The organism is Brachybacterium massiliense (assembly GCF_900184245.1).
GTDB classification, from domain to species: Bacteria; Actinomycetota; Actinomycetes; order Actinomycetales; family Dermabacteraceae; genus Brachybacterium; species Brachybacterium massiliense.
Genome location: NZ_FXXB01000006.1, coordinates 264,371 through 279,474, shown reverse-complemented (window position 1 = coordinate 279,474; position 15,104 = coordinate 264,371). Strand labels below are relative to the sequence as shown.

Annotated in this window: 16 protein-coding genes and 1 riboswitch; of the genes, 8 read left to right on the top strand and 8 right to left on the bottom strand. The window is 72.8% G+C overall.

From position 1 onward, the window contains the following. Window positions 1–5 precede the first annotated feature (5 nt). The 4 genes from BN4251_RS18870 to truA form a co-directional block, all read right to left on the bottom strand. Complete coding sequence (locus BN4251_RS18870) at window positions 6–134, bottom strand: hypothetical protein (RefSeq protein ID WP_281255305.1); 129 nt, start codon at window positions 132–134, stop codon at window positions 6–8. Between the two features lie 382 nt (window positions 135–516). After that, window positions 517–1,026 carry a 30S ribosomal protein S9 gene (rpsI, locus tag BN4251_RS05735; protein WP_087484164.1) on the bottom strand — a complete coding sequence of 170 codons (510 nt, stop codon included), beginning with the start codon at window positions 1,024–1,026 and terminating at the stop codon, window positions 517–519. Between the two features lie 50 nt (window positions 1,027–1,076). Then, window positions 1,077–1,520 (bottom strand): 50S ribosomal protein L13, encoded by a 444-nt coding sequence (gene rplM / locus BN4251_RS05730; RefSeq protein ID WP_087484163.1) that lies wholly within the window; start codon window positions 1,518–1,520, stop codon window positions 1,077–1,079. A gap of 306 nt (window positions 1,521–1,826) precedes the next feature. Beyond that, on the bottom strand, window positions 1,827–2,774 hold the full coding sequence (gene truA / locus BN4251_RS05725) for a tRNA pseudouridine(38-40) synthase TruA (protein ID WP_245810210.1): 948 nt from the start codon (window positions 2,772–2,774) through the stop codon (window positions 1,827–1,829). Window positions 2,775–2,877: 103 nt separating this feature from the next. On the opposite strand from truA, the gene purD reads away from it, so the two are divergent. Together purD and BN4251_RS05715 are read left to right on the top strand one after the other, a co-directional pair. Further along, complete coding sequence (gene purD, locus BN4251_RS05720) at window positions 2,878–4,170, top strand: phosphoribosylamine--glycine ligase (protein ID WP_087484162.1); 1,293 nt, start codon at window positions 2,878–2,880, stop codon at window positions 4,168–4,170. Further along, a complete protein-coding gene (locus BN4251_RS05715; RefSeq protein ID WP_087484161.1) occupies window positions 4,167–5,084 on the top strand; it encodes a phosphoribosylaminoimidazolesuccinocarboxamide synthase in 918 nt (305 codons plus the stop codon). Before purD ends, BN4251_RS05715 begins: the two co-directional genes overlap by 4 nt. An 8-nt stretch (window positions 5,085–5,092) precedes the next feature. On the opposite strand, the gene BN4251_RS05710 is transcribed toward BN4251_RS05715, so the two are convergent. The 4 genes from BN4251_RS05710 to BN4251_RS05695 all read right to left on the bottom strand — a co-directional run bounded on the left by BN4251_RS05710 (window position 5,093) and on the right by BN4251_RS05695 (window position 9,839). Further along, window positions 5,093–7,504, bottom strand: coding sequence for an ATP-binding cassette domain-containing protein (locus BN4251_RS05710; protein WP_087484160.1), 2,412 nt, complete (start codon window positions 7,502–7,504; stop codon window positions 5,093–5,095). Next, window positions 7,494–8,129 (bottom strand): ECF transporter S component, encoded by a 636-nt coding sequence (locus BN4251_RS05705; protein ID WP_087484159.1) that lies wholly within the window; start codon window positions 8,127–8,129, stop codon window positions 7,494–7,496. Before BN4251_RS05705 ends, BN4251_RS05710 begins: the two co-directional genes overlap by 11 nt. Next, complete coding sequence (locus BN4251_RS05700; protein ID WP_087484158.1) at window positions 8,126–8,815, bottom strand: YkoF family thiamine/hydroxymethylpyrimidine-binding protein; 690 nt, start codon at window positions 8,813–8,815, stop codon at window positions 8,126–8,128. The genes BN4251_RS05705 and BN4251_RS05700 overlap by 4 nt, the downstream gene beginning before the upstream one ends. A 38-nt stretch (window positions 8,816–8,853) precedes the next feature. Further along, window positions 8,854–8,962, bottom strand: a riboswitch (TPP riboswitch). A 151-nt stretch (window positions 8,963–9,113) separates the two neighbouring features. Next, complete coding sequence (locus tag BN4251_RS05695) at window positions 9,114–9,839, bottom strand: MBL fold metallo-hydrolase (RefSeq protein ID WP_087484157.1); 726 nt, start codon at window positions 9,837–9,839, stop codon at window positions 9,114–9,116. A gap of 245 nt (window positions 9,840–10,084) precedes the next feature. Here BN4251_RS05695 and BN4251_RS05690 point away from each other — a divergent pair, with 245 nt between their 5' ends. From BN4251_RS05690 to purQ, 6 genes are all read left to right on the top strand, one after another. After that, complete coding sequence (locus BN4251_RS05690; RefSeq protein WP_245810209.1) at window positions 10,085–11,014, top strand: ABC transporter ATP-binding protein; 930 nt, start codon at window positions 10,085–10,087, stop codon at window positions 11,012–11,014. Then, complete coding sequence (locus tag BN4251_RS05685; protein ID WP_087484156.1) at window positions 11,011–11,877, top strand: ABC transporter permease; 867 nt, start codon at window positions 11,011–11,013, stop codon at window positions 11,875–11,877. Before BN4251_RS05690 ends, BN4251_RS05685 begins: the two co-directional genes overlap by 4 nt. Beyond that, a complete protein-coding gene (locus BN4251_RS18635; RefSeq protein WP_087484155.1) occupies window positions 11,867–13,258 on the top strand; it encodes a sensor histidine kinase in 1,392 nt (463 codons plus the stop codon). The genes BN4251_RS05685 and BN4251_RS18635 overlap by 11 nt, the downstream gene beginning before the upstream one ends. Next, on the top strand, window positions 13,248–13,889 hold the full coding sequence (locus tag BN4251_RS05675; RefSeq protein ID WP_245810208.1) for a response regulator: 642 nt from the start codon (window positions 13,248–13,250) through the stop codon (window positions 13,887–13,889). The genes BN4251_RS18635 and BN4251_RS05675 overlap by 11 nt, the downstream gene beginning before the upstream one ends. Window positions 13,890–14,106: 217 nt before the next feature. Further along, complete coding sequence (gene purS / locus BN4251_RS05670) at window positions 14,107–14,376, top strand: phosphoribosylformylglycinamidine synthase subunit PurS (protein ID WP_087484153.1); 270 nt, start codon at window positions 14,107–14,109, stop codon at window positions 14,374–14,376. Further along, on the top strand, window positions 14,376–15,101 hold the full coding sequence (purQ, locus tag BN4251_RS05665) for a phosphoribosylformylglycinamidine synthase subunit PurQ (RefSeq protein ID WP_087484152.1): 726 nt from the start codon (window positions 14,376–14,378) through the stop codon (window positions 15,099–15,101). The genes purS and purQ overlap by 1 nt, the downstream gene beginning before the upstream one ends. The last annotated feature ends 3 nt before the right edge of the window (window positions 15,102–15,104 follow it).

The window sequence follows — 15,104 nt, the reverse complement described above, 5'->3', positions numbered from 1 at the left end:
GGTGCTCACCTGCCCGTGAGCTTCAGCGCGATCAGGATCGCCGCGGCGATCACCGCGATCACGGCGCCGACGGCCAGGAGCATGAGCACGATCTCCCATGCCCCCAGTGCGAAGAAGTCGTCAGCAGTCGTCATCGATCATCTCCAGAGGCGCGGGGGTTCGTTCCGGCACCCTATCGGGTTGCTCCGCGAGAGGCAGCGCAGCACGTGCGGCAGCGCACCACGTCCAGGGACGCCTCCGGAGGTGACACCGCGTGGCGAGCGAGCCTGTCTGAGGTGGCAGTGGTGACGAGTACTGGCGCAGGTGGCAGTGGTGACGAGTACTGGCGCAGGGGCGATGGCTACGGCAATATCGCCGCAGAGATCGCTGACGCGCCAGTAACTGACCAGATCCCCCGGCGCGGAGCAGGGCCGGGCAGCTCCCGCCCCGCCCCGAACACGACGATGCCCCCGACCCGGAGGTCGAGGGCATCGTGCGTTCCTGCGTGAGCGGTGCGGAGCAGTGCTCCGCGCCCGATCAGCGCTTGGAGTACTGCGGAGCCTTGCGGGCCTTCTTCAGACCAGCCTTCTTGCGCTCGATGATGCGGTCATCGCGGCGGAGGAAGCCGGCCTTCTTGAGGGTGGCGCGGTTGGAGTCCACGTCGATCTCGTTCAGCGCGCGGGCCACGCCGAGGCGCACGGCGCCGGCCTGACCGGACGGGCCGCCGCCGTGGAGGCGGACGATGACGTCGAAGCGGCCCTGCAGGTCGAGGACCGTGAACGGGTCGTTGACCTCCTGCTGGTGCAGCTTGTTCGGGAAGTACTCCTCGAGGCTGCGGCCGTTCAGGGTCCACTGGCCGGAGCCGGGGACGAGGCGCACGCGGGCGACCGCGCGCTTGCGGCGACCGGTGCCGTAGCCCGGTGCGATCGCGGACTGACCGGCGCCGACAGCGGCCTCGCCGGTCGACTCGGTGGTGAAGCTCGAGGGTGCCGACTCGTCGGTCACGCCCTCGAGGACATCGGTGGTATCGGGGGTGGTCTCAGTCACGGTTCTCCTTGGTTCTTCCGTGCGGCAGGGCGGAGTGGCGGGACACCCGCTTACTGCGCCACCTGATCGATGGTGAACGGAACGGGCTGCTGAGCGGCGTGCGGGTGCTCGGAGCCCGAGTAGATCTTGAGCTTCTTGATCTGCTGATCAGCGAGCTTGTTCTTGGGGAGCATGCCGCGGATGGCCTTCTCCACTGCGCGCTCGGGGTTCTTCTCGAGCAGCTCGGAGTAGGGGATGCCGCGGAGGCCGCCGGGGTAGCCGGAGTGGCGGTAGGCGAGCTTCGCCTCCCGCTTGTTGCCGGTCAGCGCGACCTTGTCAGCGTTGATGATGATCACGAAGTCGCCCGCATCCACGTGGGGTGCGAAGACCGGCTTGTGCTTTCCCCGCAGGAGCTGGGCAGCCTGGGAAGCGAGCCGGCCGAGGACGACATCGTTTGCGTCAATGACGTACCAGGAACGCTCGACATCGCCGGGCTTCGGGGTGAACGTACGCACTCGTGCCTTCTTCTCTCGTAGTAGTGCCCGGGCGGCGGGATGCCGGCCAGGCACGGTTCGATGGACCGTGGGCACGCTTCCTTCGGGTAAAAGCATGGCCCCTGTGGCTGTACCCGGGCCGCTCCGCTCACGACGCGACGGCGGTCCTGGATGTGGGTGAGATCCCGATCGCGCCGCACCGTGAGGAACGGCAGCGGAGTCGGGCACACATCGAGGCACAACGACCGCTCATCTTACGGGCCTTGCGAACGGAGCGTCAACGCGAAGCGGCTGTTCCCGATGTGATCTGTGCCCGGCCCGACGGTCTCAGCGTTCCGGCTGCTCGAGCGGCGGGGGCTGGCGCAGGGTGCGGGTGCGGGCGGCCCACGCGGCGAGCTCCTCGTCCGGAGGGTAGGCGACGTGGTCGAGGGTCAGCCCCTGCGGCGGGCACAGCGGTGCGGCGCCCACCCCCTCGCGCGTCGCGGCCTCGCGGGTGCGGGCGGCGAGCACCTGCGCGGGCCAATCCTCGGCCCGTCGGCCCTCACCCACCCCGATCAGCGCACCCACGAGAGAGCGGACCATGTGGTGGCAGAAGGCGTCGGCGACGACGGTCGCGACGATGAGGCCCTCGTCGGCCCGGCCCTCGCCGGGCCGCTCCCAGCGCAGCTCACGCAGCTCGCGGATCGTGGTGGCGCCGTCGCGCGGGCGGCAGAAGGAGAGGAAGTCGTGCTCGCCGAGCAGGGCCCGGCTGGCGCGGGCCATCGCCTCGACGTCGAGGGGCCGACGGTGTCGCAGCACGTCGCGGCGCAGCGGGTCGTGGGCGGCGGGCCCGTCGGAGATGCGGTAGCGGTAGCGGCGCCACTGGGCGCCGAAGCGGGCGTCGAAGTCATCGGGGACCTCGCGGGCAACGTGGACCACGATGTCCTGCGGCAGCACGCCGGCGAGGCGGGTCACCAGGGCCTCGGCGGGGCTTCGGTCGGAACGGCCGGGGAGGGTGGCGAGCACGTCATCAGGCAGGTCGAGATGGCAGACCTGCCCGCGGGCGTGCACCCCGGTGTCGGTGCGGCCGGCGACGGTTACGCGGGCGGGGACGCGGGCGATGCGGCCCAGCGCCTTCTCGAGCTCCCCCTGGACGGTGCGCTGCCCGGGCTGGGCGGCCCAGCCGTGGAAGTCGGTGCCGTCGTAGGAGAGGTCCAGTCGCAGGCGGGTCGCGCCCCGGCCGCCGGTGGCGGGCGCCGTTGCGGGCACGGTCACGTGGGAGAGGACGACGGGCATGGGAGTGATGGTAACGGCGCGAGCGCGGCGGGTCGCATCGGCGGCAGACTCCGCAGTGCGGGCAGGTGTCCCCGATCCGGGGAGCTCTGGGTAGCCTGCCCACGTGAAGATCCTCATCCTCGGCAGCGGCGGCCGCGAGCACGCGATCACCCGTCGACTCGCCTCCGACTCCCCTGCCCCCGAGCTGCACGCCGCGCCCGGCAACCCCGGCATCGCGCAGCTCGCGACCTGTCATGACGTCGCCGTCACCGACCTCGACGGCCAGGTGCGCCTGGCCGATGAGCTGCAGCCCGATCTGGTGGTGATCGGCCCCGAGGCACCGTTGGTGGCCGGCGCCGCGGACCGCCTGCGGGAGGCCGGGCACACGGTGTTCGGGCCCTCGGCGGCCGCCGCGGTGCTCGAGGGCTCGAAGTCCTGGGCGAAGGAGATCATGGCCGCGGCCGGCGTGCCCACCGCCGCCTCGGTGACGGTCGCCGCGGTCGAGGAGCTCGCCGCAGGGCTGGACCGGGTCAACCCCCTCGCCGATGTCCCCTACGTGGTCAAGGCCGACGGTCTCGCCGCCGGGAAGGGCGTGGTGGTCACCGAGGATCGCGACGCCGCGATCACACATGCCGAGGCGGTGCTGACCGCCGGTGGTCAGGTGGTGCTCGAGGAGTTCCTCGACGGCCCCGAGGTGTCCCTGTTCTGCGTCAGCGACGGCACCCGCGTGGTGCCGCTCGCGCCCGCGCAGGACTTCAAGCGCGCGCTCGACGGCGACCAGGGCCCCAACACCGGTGGCATGGGCGCCTACTCCCCTCTCCCCTGGGCTCCCGACGGCCTGGTCGAGGAGGTGCTGCAGAAGGTGGCCCGCCCCACGATCGCCGAGCTGGCCGGCCGCGGCATCCCCTTCGTGGGAGTGCTGTACTGCGGCTTGGCGCTCACCTCGCGCGGGCTGCGCGTGATCGAGTTCAACGCCCGCTTCGGCGACCCCGAGACCCAGGTGGTGCTCGCACGCCTCGCCTCGCCGCTCGCTCCGCTGCTGCTGGCCGCCGCCCGCGGTGAGCTGGCCGAGGAGACGCAGCTGGACTGGAGCGAGGACAGCGCGGTGACCGTGGTGCTGGCGAGCGCCGGATACCCCGTCACCAGCCGCAGCGGCGACCCGATCACCGGGATCGAGGACGCCGAGCAGCTCGGCGCCCATGTCATCCATGCCGGGACCGCGCTCGCGGACGCCACCCTGGTCAGCGCCGGCGGCCGCGTGCTGTCGGTGGTGGGCACCGGAGCGGATCTGGAGGCCGCGCGCGCTCTCGCGCTGCGCGCCACCGAGGCGATCGGGCTCGAGGGCAGCCATCACCGCAGCGACATCGCCCTGCGCGCCGCGACCGACGAGCAGGCCGCGAACGAGGTGACCGCATGAGCTCCCACCTCACGTCACCGCTGATCGAGGCCCCGCAGCTGGAGGGCTGGGACCACGTCGTCTCCGGCAAGGTCCGTGAGCTGTACGTGCCCACGGGCGTGGACCCGTCGGCCGCCGAGGAGGTGCTGGTGCTGGCCACGGACCGCATCAGCGCCTACGACCATTCCCTGCAGCCGGGCATCCCGGAGAAGGGGTGCCTGCTGACCGGGATCAGCATGTTCTGGTTCGAGCAGCTGGAGGACATCGTCCCCCACCACGTGCTCTCGGCGACCGATGTGCCGGCGGAGGTGGCGGGCCGGGCGCTGCGCTGCCGCGGCCTGGACATGGTGGCGCTCGAGTGCATCGCGCGCGGCCATCTCACCGGCTCGGGCCTTGCGGACTACCGCGCGGGCGGCTCGGTGGGCGGGCATGTGCTGCCCGCCGGGCTGGTGGAGGCCTCGCGCCTGGAGCCGGCGATCTTCACCCCGTCCACGAAGGCGGAGGCCGGTCAGCATGACGAGAACATCACCGTCGCCCAGGCCCGGGAGCTGCTGGGCGAGGAGCTGACCTCGCAGCTGGAGTCGCTGACCCTCGCGGTGTTCGAGCGGGCCCGCCGCATCGCGGCCGAGCAGGGCATCATCCTCGCCGATACGAAGCTCGAGTTCGGGCACTCCCGCGTGGACGGCACGCTGATGCTGGGCGATGAGGTGCTCACCCCGGACTCGAGCCGTTTCTGGTCCGCGGACACGCACGCCCCGGGCCGCACGCCCCCGAGCCTGGACAAGCAGTTCGTGCGGGACTGGCTGACCTCCGCCGCCTCGGGCTGGCACCGCGGCGCGGATGTGCCGCCTCCGGCGCTGCCCGCCGAGGTGGTCGAGCAGACCAGGTCGCGGTACGTCGAGGCGTATGAGCGCCTCACCGGCCGCTCCTTCTGAGCGAGGGCTCAGAAGGCCACCAGCACGAGCACGGTCGCCGCTGCGACGCCCGCCGTCAGCAGCAGATCTCCTGAGCTGAGGGCGGCGGGCTTCCACACGGTACGGGGGCCGTCCCCGAGGCCGCGCAGCTCGAGGGCGAGCGCCAGGCGCTCGGCGCTGCGCAGCGCATCGACCAGCAGCGCGAAGGCGCAGCGCAGCAGGTGCCGCGGCCGCAGCCGTGCCGCCTCGCCCCGGCTCGTCAGCGGCAGCCGCACCCGGTGGGCGCGGGTGATGGTCTCCCAGCGGCGCGGCAGGTCATCGAGCAGCCGGCGCCCCGCGAGCAGCGCGTAGGCGTAGCGGGCGGGAAGGCGGGCATGGCGCTGCAGGCTCACCATGGTGCTGCGGGGGTCGGTGGCGCGGGCGACGGTGAGCGCGCCGACGCCGATCACCAGCGCCCGCAGCGCGAGCGCCGTGCCCAGCACGATCCCTTCCTCGGTGATCCTCACCGGCAGCTCGGGCCAGGGCTCGTGGCCGGGCCTGCTGACCATGTTGACCAGCAGCACCCCGGTCGCGAAGACCGCGAAGGGCAGCTGCGCGCGCAGCAGGGCGAGCGGCCCGAACCTGGCACCGAGCATCGCGCCGGCGCTGAGCAGCAGGTAGAGCACCAGCAGCGGCGCGGGATCGGTGAGGGTGATGCTCACGACGCTCAGTGCGGTCAGCAGGCCCAGCAGCACCGTCGGGTCCCGCCGGGAGAGCGGGCCGACGGGCACCGCCGTGCTCGGGGAGGGCTTGGGATCGGCGCTCGGCCCGGCGTCCCGAGTCTTCGACGCTGCGTGGCTCTCGCCATGCGGTTCCTCGACGACGGACAGTCCCGCGCGTCGGCGCAGCGATGCATCCGCGAGCAGCTCGTGCGGCGGCATGGGTCCGTGGGTCTTCCCGCCGGCGATCACCACCACCGCATCCGCCTCGGCGACCGAGTGCAGGTCATGGGTGGACATGACCACGCCTCGACCTTCCTGCGCCGCCTCGCGCAGAAGCGCCATGACGGTGCGCTGGGCGGCGCGGTCCAGCCCGTAGCCGGGCTCGTCGGCGAGCAGCACGGGGCGGTCGCCCAGCAGCATCGCGCCGATCGAGAGCCGACGCTGCTGACCGCCCGAGAGCCGGAACGGGCTCGCCGCCTCCTGCTCGCGCAGGCCCAGCCGTTCGAGCATCCGCTCGACCTGTACGGTCGAGGCGCCCGAGGCGGCGAGCTCCTCGCGCACGGTGCCGGCCAGGAACTGTGCCTCGGGGCGCTGGAACACGAGCCCCGCAGGGGCTCCTTCGACCGTGCCGTGGAGGGGCGGGTCCAGCCGGGAGAGGGCACCGAGCAGCGTGGACTTGCCGGCGCCGTTGCGGCCCACGACGGCGAGCAGCTCACCGGCCCGGACCTCCAGGTCGACGTCCTCGAGCACGGCCTGCTCGCCGTGACCCAGCGCCGCGGCACGGGCTGTGAGCAGCACCGCTCCCTGCTCCTCGCCGCCCGGCCGTGCGGGGCCGTCGGCCATGTCGCGCGGGCCGGCGATTCCCACTGCGGCGTGAGTGGGTGCAGCCCCGCCGTCGACCCGAGCCGGGGCGAGCGTCTCCTCGAGCTCGCGGGGAAGCCAGCAGCCGGCTTCCCGCAGCGTCTCTCCGTGGCGGTCGAGCACCTCGGCGGTGGGGCCGTCGGCGAGGATCCGGCCGTCGGCGGTGAGCGCGATGGTGCGCGCCGGCAGTCCCGCGACGCCGCGTTCCCCCGCCCAGTCATCGAGCCGGTGCTCGATCAGGAACGTCGCGATCTGTCCGCTCGCCGCTGCGGACTCGACGGTGCGGCGCACGGCGGCGACTCCGTCGGCGTCGAGCATCGCGGTGGGCTCATCCAGCAGCAGCAGGCGGGGTCGGGCCACGAGCGCGGCGGCCAGGCCCGCCCTCTGCAGCTCGCCCCCGGAGAGCGTGCCCGCGCCGCGCTCGGCGAGCGCGGCGACCCCCGCGATCCCGAGCGCCCGCTGCACCTGCTGACCGATCTGCGCCGGAGGTGTGCAACGGCTCTCGAGGGGCAGGGCGACGTCGTCCTCGAGGCGCGGCAGGCACACCCCGTCGGCAGGGTCCTGGCCGAGATGTCCGAGCACCTGCGCGGCGGCGAGGGCACCGCCGTCAACGGGGTCGATCCCGCCCACGGACACGCTCCCGGTGACGCGAGCGCGCTGGTGGGAGGGGATCGCCCCAGCCAGGGTGCGCAGCAGGGTGGATTTCCCGCTGCCGCTCGGGCCCAGCAGCAGCACCTGCTCGCCGGCGCTCACGGTGCCGCTCCACGGCCCCACACCGGCCCCTGAGGGCAGCACGATCTCCAGATCCTGCGCCTCGATGACGGGCACGGGCGGCGCGCTGCTGGTTGCCTGCCGGGCGAGGCCGGGCTCAGCGGACACGGCGCTCGGGGAACGCGCTGCCGCCGTCTGCCGCGGCGCCGATCGCGAAGTTCGTGAGCACGCCGGTGCGCTCGAGGGCGCGCACGATGACCTTCGCGAAAAGTCCGCCGAGCACGATCCCGGAGAGCACCTGCACGGTGAGGCGGAGGGTGAGCAGGTCCTGGCCGTACCAGCCGAAGCGGTAGGCGGTCCAGAAGAACACCAGCCCCGCGCCGAGCGCGCCGGAGGCCGCGAACACGCCCCACCCGAAGCGGCGGTAGCGGGTCAGGGCGAAGGGCAGCTCGCTGCCGATCCCCTGCAGAGCCCCGGAGAGCAGCAGCAGCGGGCCGGCGGGGCTGCCGAGGAACACCACCTCGATCGCCGCCGCGAGGATCTCGGCGATGACGCCCACGCCGGGCCGACGCAGGATCGCCAACGCCACCGGTGCCACCAGCAGCCAGGTCCCGAAGAGCACATGCTGGGCGAGGTCTCCGGCAGGTCCCATCGCGATCGCGAGCAGATTCCAGGCCTGCACGAACACCCAGTACAGGAATCCGAACACCACGCCGAGCACCACGACCATCACGATCTCGCGCAGGGTCAGCCTCGTGCGCCGCGCCGCGGCGGCGGTCTCCACCGCGCTCATCGTGCCGCTCCGTCTCGGGCGTCGCCATCGAGCTCGCGCGCCTCATGGGAGGGGCTGTTCAGCGAGAGGATGAGGTGGCTGGTGACGTGCTGGACGCTGCGTCCCACCAGCAGCCAGCCGGCCACGGCGGTGGCGATGACCTCGCCGATGTCTCCCTCGAGGCGGGTGACGAAGTGCTCGGAGCCGCGGAAAGTGCCCAGCTCGCGGGCATGGTCGATGGCGGCGTAGATGTCGCGCATGTGGTCGGGGGCGGTACCGCCGGCCGAGACCTGGTCCGCGAGCGGATAGAGCGCCCATTCGGCGGAGGCGTAGCGGCCGGTGCGGCGGGGCTCGGGCACGTCGGTGCAGCGGGGGCCGGCGCCGCCGGGCAGCTCGCACACCACCTCGCCGGGGCAGCCGCGGGAGAGGGTCAGGGAGAGGGTGGCATGGTGCTCGGTGCGAGCGAGCGCCTCGGCGAGGTCGATCAGGGCGCGCTGGAGGTGCGTCTCGTGGCCGCCGAGGTAGGTGGAGACGTCCCCGGTCTCGCGCACCAGCCCGGTGAGGTCGAGGCGGGAGAGGATGTCGACGAGCACGCGGGCGTAGTCGTCAGTCATCACGGAGGCGGTCACCCGGGCGCCCACGCCGAAGCCGAGCGGGGTGGCGGTGGGATCGGCGGAGGGTGCGCCGCTGGTGGAGGCGATCGTCATCGTCCGTGCCTTTCATGGAGGGCACGGGCGCGCAACGGCGTTCGCCGCGCGGAGCTCCCTGCGCCGGCATGATCCGGATCAGGTTCTACGGTCGGAGTTGGAGAACTCCCTCTCAGCCCGGCCTACCGGACTCCCGTGCACGCGGTCACCCTAGACGACCCGGGAGGCGGTCTGCACATCGGTGACCACTGAGCGGACCTGGTCCGGTTCAGGAGCTGTCCTCGATCAGGGGCACGGCACGGAAAGCGTCCTCGAGCACCTGCTGCGGCGTGGACGGTCCCTCGTGCGCCATCGCCGCTCAGCTCCCGGGCAGCGTGATCGTCCCGTCGGCCGGCCAGTCGCGCACCTCGGTGCCCTCGGGGGCGAGGTTCGTGGACTGGCGCAGGAAGATCGGGCGGCCGACGTCGCTCGCGATCGCGTCGTGGACGGGCAGCGCGAGCACCGGCTTCACCTCGCGCAGGAAGTCGATCGTCTCGGCCATCTTCGACCACGGGGCCACCACCGCGAAGGCGAGCACGTCGATGCCGTGGAACTGCGCGACGGGTTCGAGGGAGTCGCCGGTGACGCCGAGCCTCGGCTCTGCTCCCGCGCTGATGACGAGGCCCGAGTTGCCCACCCGGGGGATGTCCGGGTGGATCACGGCGTGCTGCCCGCCCACGGCATCGATCCGCACCGCGGCGTGCCCGTCGAGAGCGGGCATCTCGTGGCTCTGACCTGCGGCGAAGGGGTGCAGCCGCTGCGCGGGAACGGCCGCGTGGCCGTCGGCGGGCTCGGCGAGCTGCGCGGCGGTCTCAGGCTCGGCGAGCACCTGGGCGTCGGGGGCGAGCGCGAGCACCTCCGCGAGCAGTCCGCGCTCGAGATGGTCGGGATGCTGATGGGTCACCAGCACCGCATCGATGCCGGCGAGCAGCTCCTCCCCCAGGGCCCGCACCGCCTCGGCGCTGAAGGCTCCGGGGTCGATCAGCAGGCGACGGCCGGCGACCTCCACGAGCAGGCACGAGTGGACGAGGTGGCGGATCTTCATCGGTTCCTCCCGGAAGCGCACGGAACGGGGCTGCTCCGAACCTATCCCCGTCGGCCGCTCCTGCCCAGGGCCCGACCGCCCCCGCCCGGCGGCTGGACCGCTCGCGCCCGGACGCTGGGCCACTCCCGCCCGCCGGCTGGACCGCCCCCGCCCGGTGGGCGGGGTGTCCCCTCCACCGATCGGTGGAGGCGGGTGTGGCGCACCGGTGGTGCCGCGCACGCCCCTGCCGGCACGAGAGTGGACGCATGACCAGCACCAGCCCGCAGACCACCCCTCTGCCCACCGAGATGCCGCCCCCGGCGCTCACCGTCTCCCGCCTCACGAAGTCCTACGCGGGACGCCGGGTGGTCGACGACATCTCCCTCACCGTCCCGCGCGGCAGGATCTTCGGCCTGCTCGGCCCCAACGGCGCGGGGAAGACCACCACCATCGAGATGTGCGAAGGGCTGCGCCGTCCCGACGCGGGCACGATCGACGTGCTCGGCATGGATCCGCAGCGCCTGTGCGAGAAGGACCGCAACCGCCTGGGGATCGTTGCCCAGAGCGGCTCCGAGCGCGCCTCCCTCACGGTGCGCGAGATGGTCGCCCAGTACGCCGCCTACTGCGAGGACCCCTGGGACGTGACCGAGCTGCTCGCAGCCACGGGCCTCGCGGAGAAGGCCGCCTCGCGCATCGCGACGCTCTCCGGCGGGCAGCGTCGCCGGCTCGACGTGGCGCTCGGGATCGTCGCGCAGCCCGAGCTGGTGTTCCTCGACGAGCCCACCACCGGCTTCGATCCCGCCGCGCGCCGCGAGTTCTGGGAGCTGATCCGCTCGCTGCGCGATCTGGGCACCACGATCGTGCTGACCAGCCATTACCTCGACGAGATCGAGTATCTCGCGGACAGCGTCGCGGTGATCCGCGCCGGGCGGATCATGGCCGAGGGCACCCTTTCGCAGATCCACCGCACCCACGGCGACTCCGCCACGGTGAGCTGGACCGGCCCCGACGGACCGCAGCGGCGCACCGTCCCCGATCCCGATCCGCTGCTGCGCGAGCTCCTGGCTGCGCACCCCCATCTGCCCGACCTCGAGGTGCGCCGGCCCTCCCTCGAGGAGATCTACCTCGACCTCGTCTCGGAGGAGTCCCCCCTCGAGGAGATCTACCTCGACCTCGTCTCGGAGGAGTCCCGATGACCGCCGCCCCGTCCCTGCGCCCCGCAGCGCCCGCCCACGCCCGCCGCTCCCCCGGCCTCGTCTCCGCGGTGGCGATGCGCACCCGCGTGGAGATGCTGCAGTTCTACCGCGAGCCGCTGCAGGTGTTCTTCGGCTTCGCCTTCCCGATCGTGCTGTTCGCGATCTTCGCGACCATCTTCGACCAGTCCTGGACCATGCCGGACGGCACCGAGGTGAAGACCTCCACCTACTACCTGGCGGGGATGATCGCCGCTGCCGTGATGACCTCCGGGTTCCAGTCCACTGCGGAGATCATCGCCACCGAGCGCGACGACCGCACGCTGCGCCGCCTCGCGGTGAGCCCGATGCCCCGCAGCGCCTACCTGCTGGGCAAGGTGGTGCTGGTGCTGATCAACACCACGCTGCAGACCGCCCTGCTGCTGGTGGTGGCGCGGGCGCTGTTCGATGTGCCGATGCCGCACCAGGTGCTCACCTTCGCGTGGGTGCTCCTGCTGGGCACGGCCGCGGCCACCGCCGCCGGGGTCGCCTTCGCCTCCGCTCTCCCCTCGGGGCGCGCCGCGATCGCCGCGGCCACCCCGATCACCGTGGTGCTGAGCTTCTTCTCGGGCAGCTACATCCCGATGTCGGAGCTGCCCACCTGGCTGCAGCACCTGGGATATGTGTTCCCCCAGGCCTGGATCGCGCGCGGCTTGCGGGTCTCGCTGCTGCCGGAGCAGTTCGGGCAGGAGATCGAGATCGCGCCCTTCGGCCTGAGCGACATGCCCGTGCTGCCGCTGGCCGCACTAGTGTTGACCGCATGGCTGGTCGTGATGCTGGTGCTGGCGAGGACCACGTTCCGGTGGAGCCCTCGTGATGCCGGCTGACGCGCGCACCATGGTCGCCGGCGGCCACCTCGAGGAGGATTCGGCCGAGCAGCGCGGCTGGATGACGAACTGGCCGCTGCACCTGCTGGTGCTCGTCACCGCGGTGCTCGGGCCGGTGCTGAGCTCGCAGCCCTGGACCCCGCTGGTGATGGGGCTGTGGGTGGCCGCCTACGCCGCCGCGCACTGGGCGGTGGTGCTGCGGCGCCTTCCCGGAGCGGGCCCGATGAGCGTCGCGGTGCTGATCGCCCTGTCCCTGCTCGCGCTGGTGGTCACGGATCAGGGCCTGCACCTGTTCGCCTCGTTCATGCTGATGTGGGTGCTGCTGCCGAGCTACCGCTCCGGCGCGATCGCCACGCTCGTGCTGGGCACCGGGCTGGTGCTGGTGCTGCTGCCGGAGACGCTCTCCACGGGGCCGACGGGCCCGGCGCTCGCCGTCGCGATCGCCACCGGCGCCGGCAGCACGGCCTTCTCTCTCGTGATCGCCTCCTGGATCTGGCGCTCGGAGGTGATCTCCGCGCAGCGGCACGCCCTGGCCGAGGAGCTCGCCGACACCGTCACCACGCTCGAGCGGACCCGCGCTGAGCTGGGCGCCCTCGAGCGCCGACGCGGAGCCCACGAGGAGTCGGTGCGCCTGTCGGCCGAGATCCACGACACCCTCGCCCAGTCCTTCACCTCCATCACGATGCTCACCCAGGCCGCCCGGCAGCCGGGCGTCGAGCCCGCACCGCTGCTCGCCCAGATCGAGGAGCTCTCCCGTGAGGGACTGGCCGAGTCACGGGCACTGATCTCCCGCTCCCAACAGCCGCTGGACCTCGCCGCGAGCCTCGACCGCCTCGCCGACGACCTCGCCCAGCGCACCGCCGTGGACTGCTCGGTGGACACCTCCGCCTGGTCGCCGCTGTCCACGCGCGCCGAGGTGGTGCTGCTGCGCACCCTCCAGGAGGCGCTGCGGAACATCGAGCACCATGCCGAGGCGGCGACAGTGCGGCTCCGCCTCGCCCGCGAGGACGGTCAGGCGGTGCTCGAGGTGGAGGACGACGGGATCGGCTTCGACCCCGCCCTGCCCACCGCCGGATTCGGCCTGACCGGGATGCGGTCCCGGCTCGAGGCCGAGGGCGGCGGCCTCGAGATCGAGACGGCCCGGGGCCGCGGCACCTCGCTGCGCGCCGTGCTGCCCGGAGCGCCCGCCGATGCTGCCGTCGGCTCCCCGGCGGAGCGCCTCGCCGACTCATCCACCGGCTCTGCCGTCGGCTCCCCGGCGGAGCCTCCCGCCAGCTCGTCCACCGGCTCTGCCGCCGGTTCTCCCGCTGGCTCTGCTGCTGATTCTGCTGCCGGCCCAGCCATCGTTTCCCCTGCCCCGGAGGTGCCCCGTGACCGCTGAGCCGCTGCGGATCGTGCTCGCCGACGACCACCCTATCTTCCGCTCCGGACTGCGGGCGGTGCTCGAGGGCGCCGGACACCGGGTGGTCGCCGAGGCCGGCTCCGGGGACGAAGCAGTGAGTCGCGTCGAGCGCCTGGTGAGCGAAGGTCAGCGGCCCGACCTGGTGCTGATGGACCTGCGGATGCCCGGGACCGACGGAGTCTCCGCCACCCGGACCCTCGCCGCGGCGGACCAGCCGGTCCCGGTGCTGGTGCTGACCACCTACGACACCGACTCCGCGATCCTGCGGGCGATCGAGGCGGGCGCCACCGGCTACCTGCTCAAGGACACCCCTGCCCCGCAGCTCCTCGAGGCGATCGCGAGCGCCACCAGCGGACGTACCACCCTCGCCCCCGCCGCCGCTTCCGTGCTGGCCTCCTCGCTGCGGGGGCCTCGCCCCGAAGAGCTGACCGGGCGGGAGCTGGAGGTGCTGCGCCTGGTCGCGGAGGGACTGTCGAACTCGCAGATCGGCACGCGCCTCTCGATCGCCGAGTCGACGGTGAAGTCCCACCTGCTGCGGGTCTTCGCGAAGCTCGGCGTGGACGACCGCACCCGGGCGGTCACCCTCGCCCTCGAGCGCGGGCTGCTCTGAGACCCTCGCCCGGCGACGCGTCCCCCACCGTGGGCGGACTGCCGCGCAGGGCTCCACGCTCGCTACGATGAAGGGGTCGGGCACGGACCCGTCGGCCGCACCGCGTCGATCCCGAGCCCGCCCCTGAGTCGGCCGCACCGCGTCGATCCCGAGCCCGCCCCTGATGCCCCACCCGTCCGGCCCGCCCATCGAGGCCGTCGTCCCCAGGAGAGCACCCATGCCACGTGTCGTGGTCCACGTCATGCCGAAGCCGGAGATCCTCGACCCGCAGGGCAAGGCCGTCGCCGCCGCGCTGCCGCGACTCGGCTTCGAGGGCATCGCCTCGGTGCGCCAGGGCAAGCGGTTCGAGCTCGAGGTCGAGGGCGAGGTCACCGACGAGGTGCTCGCCTCCCTGCGCGAAGCGGCCGAGACGCTGCTGTCGAACCCCGTGATCGAGGACGTCGTGGCCCTCGAGGTCGAGGACGCCTCCGCGGAGGGCGCAGCCTGATGCGCATCGGTGTGGTGACCTTCCCGGGCACGCTCGATGACCGGGACGCGCTGCGCGCCGTGCGGCTCGCCGGCGGTGACCCGGTCACGCTGTGGCACGGCGAGGACGATCTGCGCGACGTCGAGGCAGTCGTGCTGCCCGGCGGCTTCTCCTACGGCGACTACCTGCGCGCCGGGGCGATCAGCCGCTTCGCCCCGGTGATGGACAAGGTCGTGGACGCCGCGAAGGGCGGGATGCCGGTGCTCGGCATCTGCAACGGCTTCCAGATCCTGTGCGAGACGCATCTGCTGCCCGGCGCGATGATCAAGAACGCCCACCGTGCGTTCCTCTGCCGCGATCAACCGCTCACGGTCGAGAACACCCGCACCGCCTGGACCACGGGCTACAAGACCGGACAGGTCATCCGCATCCCGCTGAAGAACCAGGACGGCCAGTACGTCGCCGACGAGCGCACGCTCGCCGAGCTCGAGGCCGAGGAGCGGATCGTGTTCCGCTACGCCGCGGGTGCCACACACGGCCCGGCCGGCTTCGAGGCCAACCCCAACGGCTCGCGCCACGACATCGCCGGCATCACCAACGCCGAGGGCAACGTGGTGGGGCTGATGCCGCACCCCGAGCACGCGGTCGAGGCCGGCTTCGGCCCGGACCACCCCGGTCAGGGCACCCGCTCCGGCACCGACGGCCTGGCGATGTTCACCTCCGTGCTGCGCAGCCTGGTCTCCTGACCC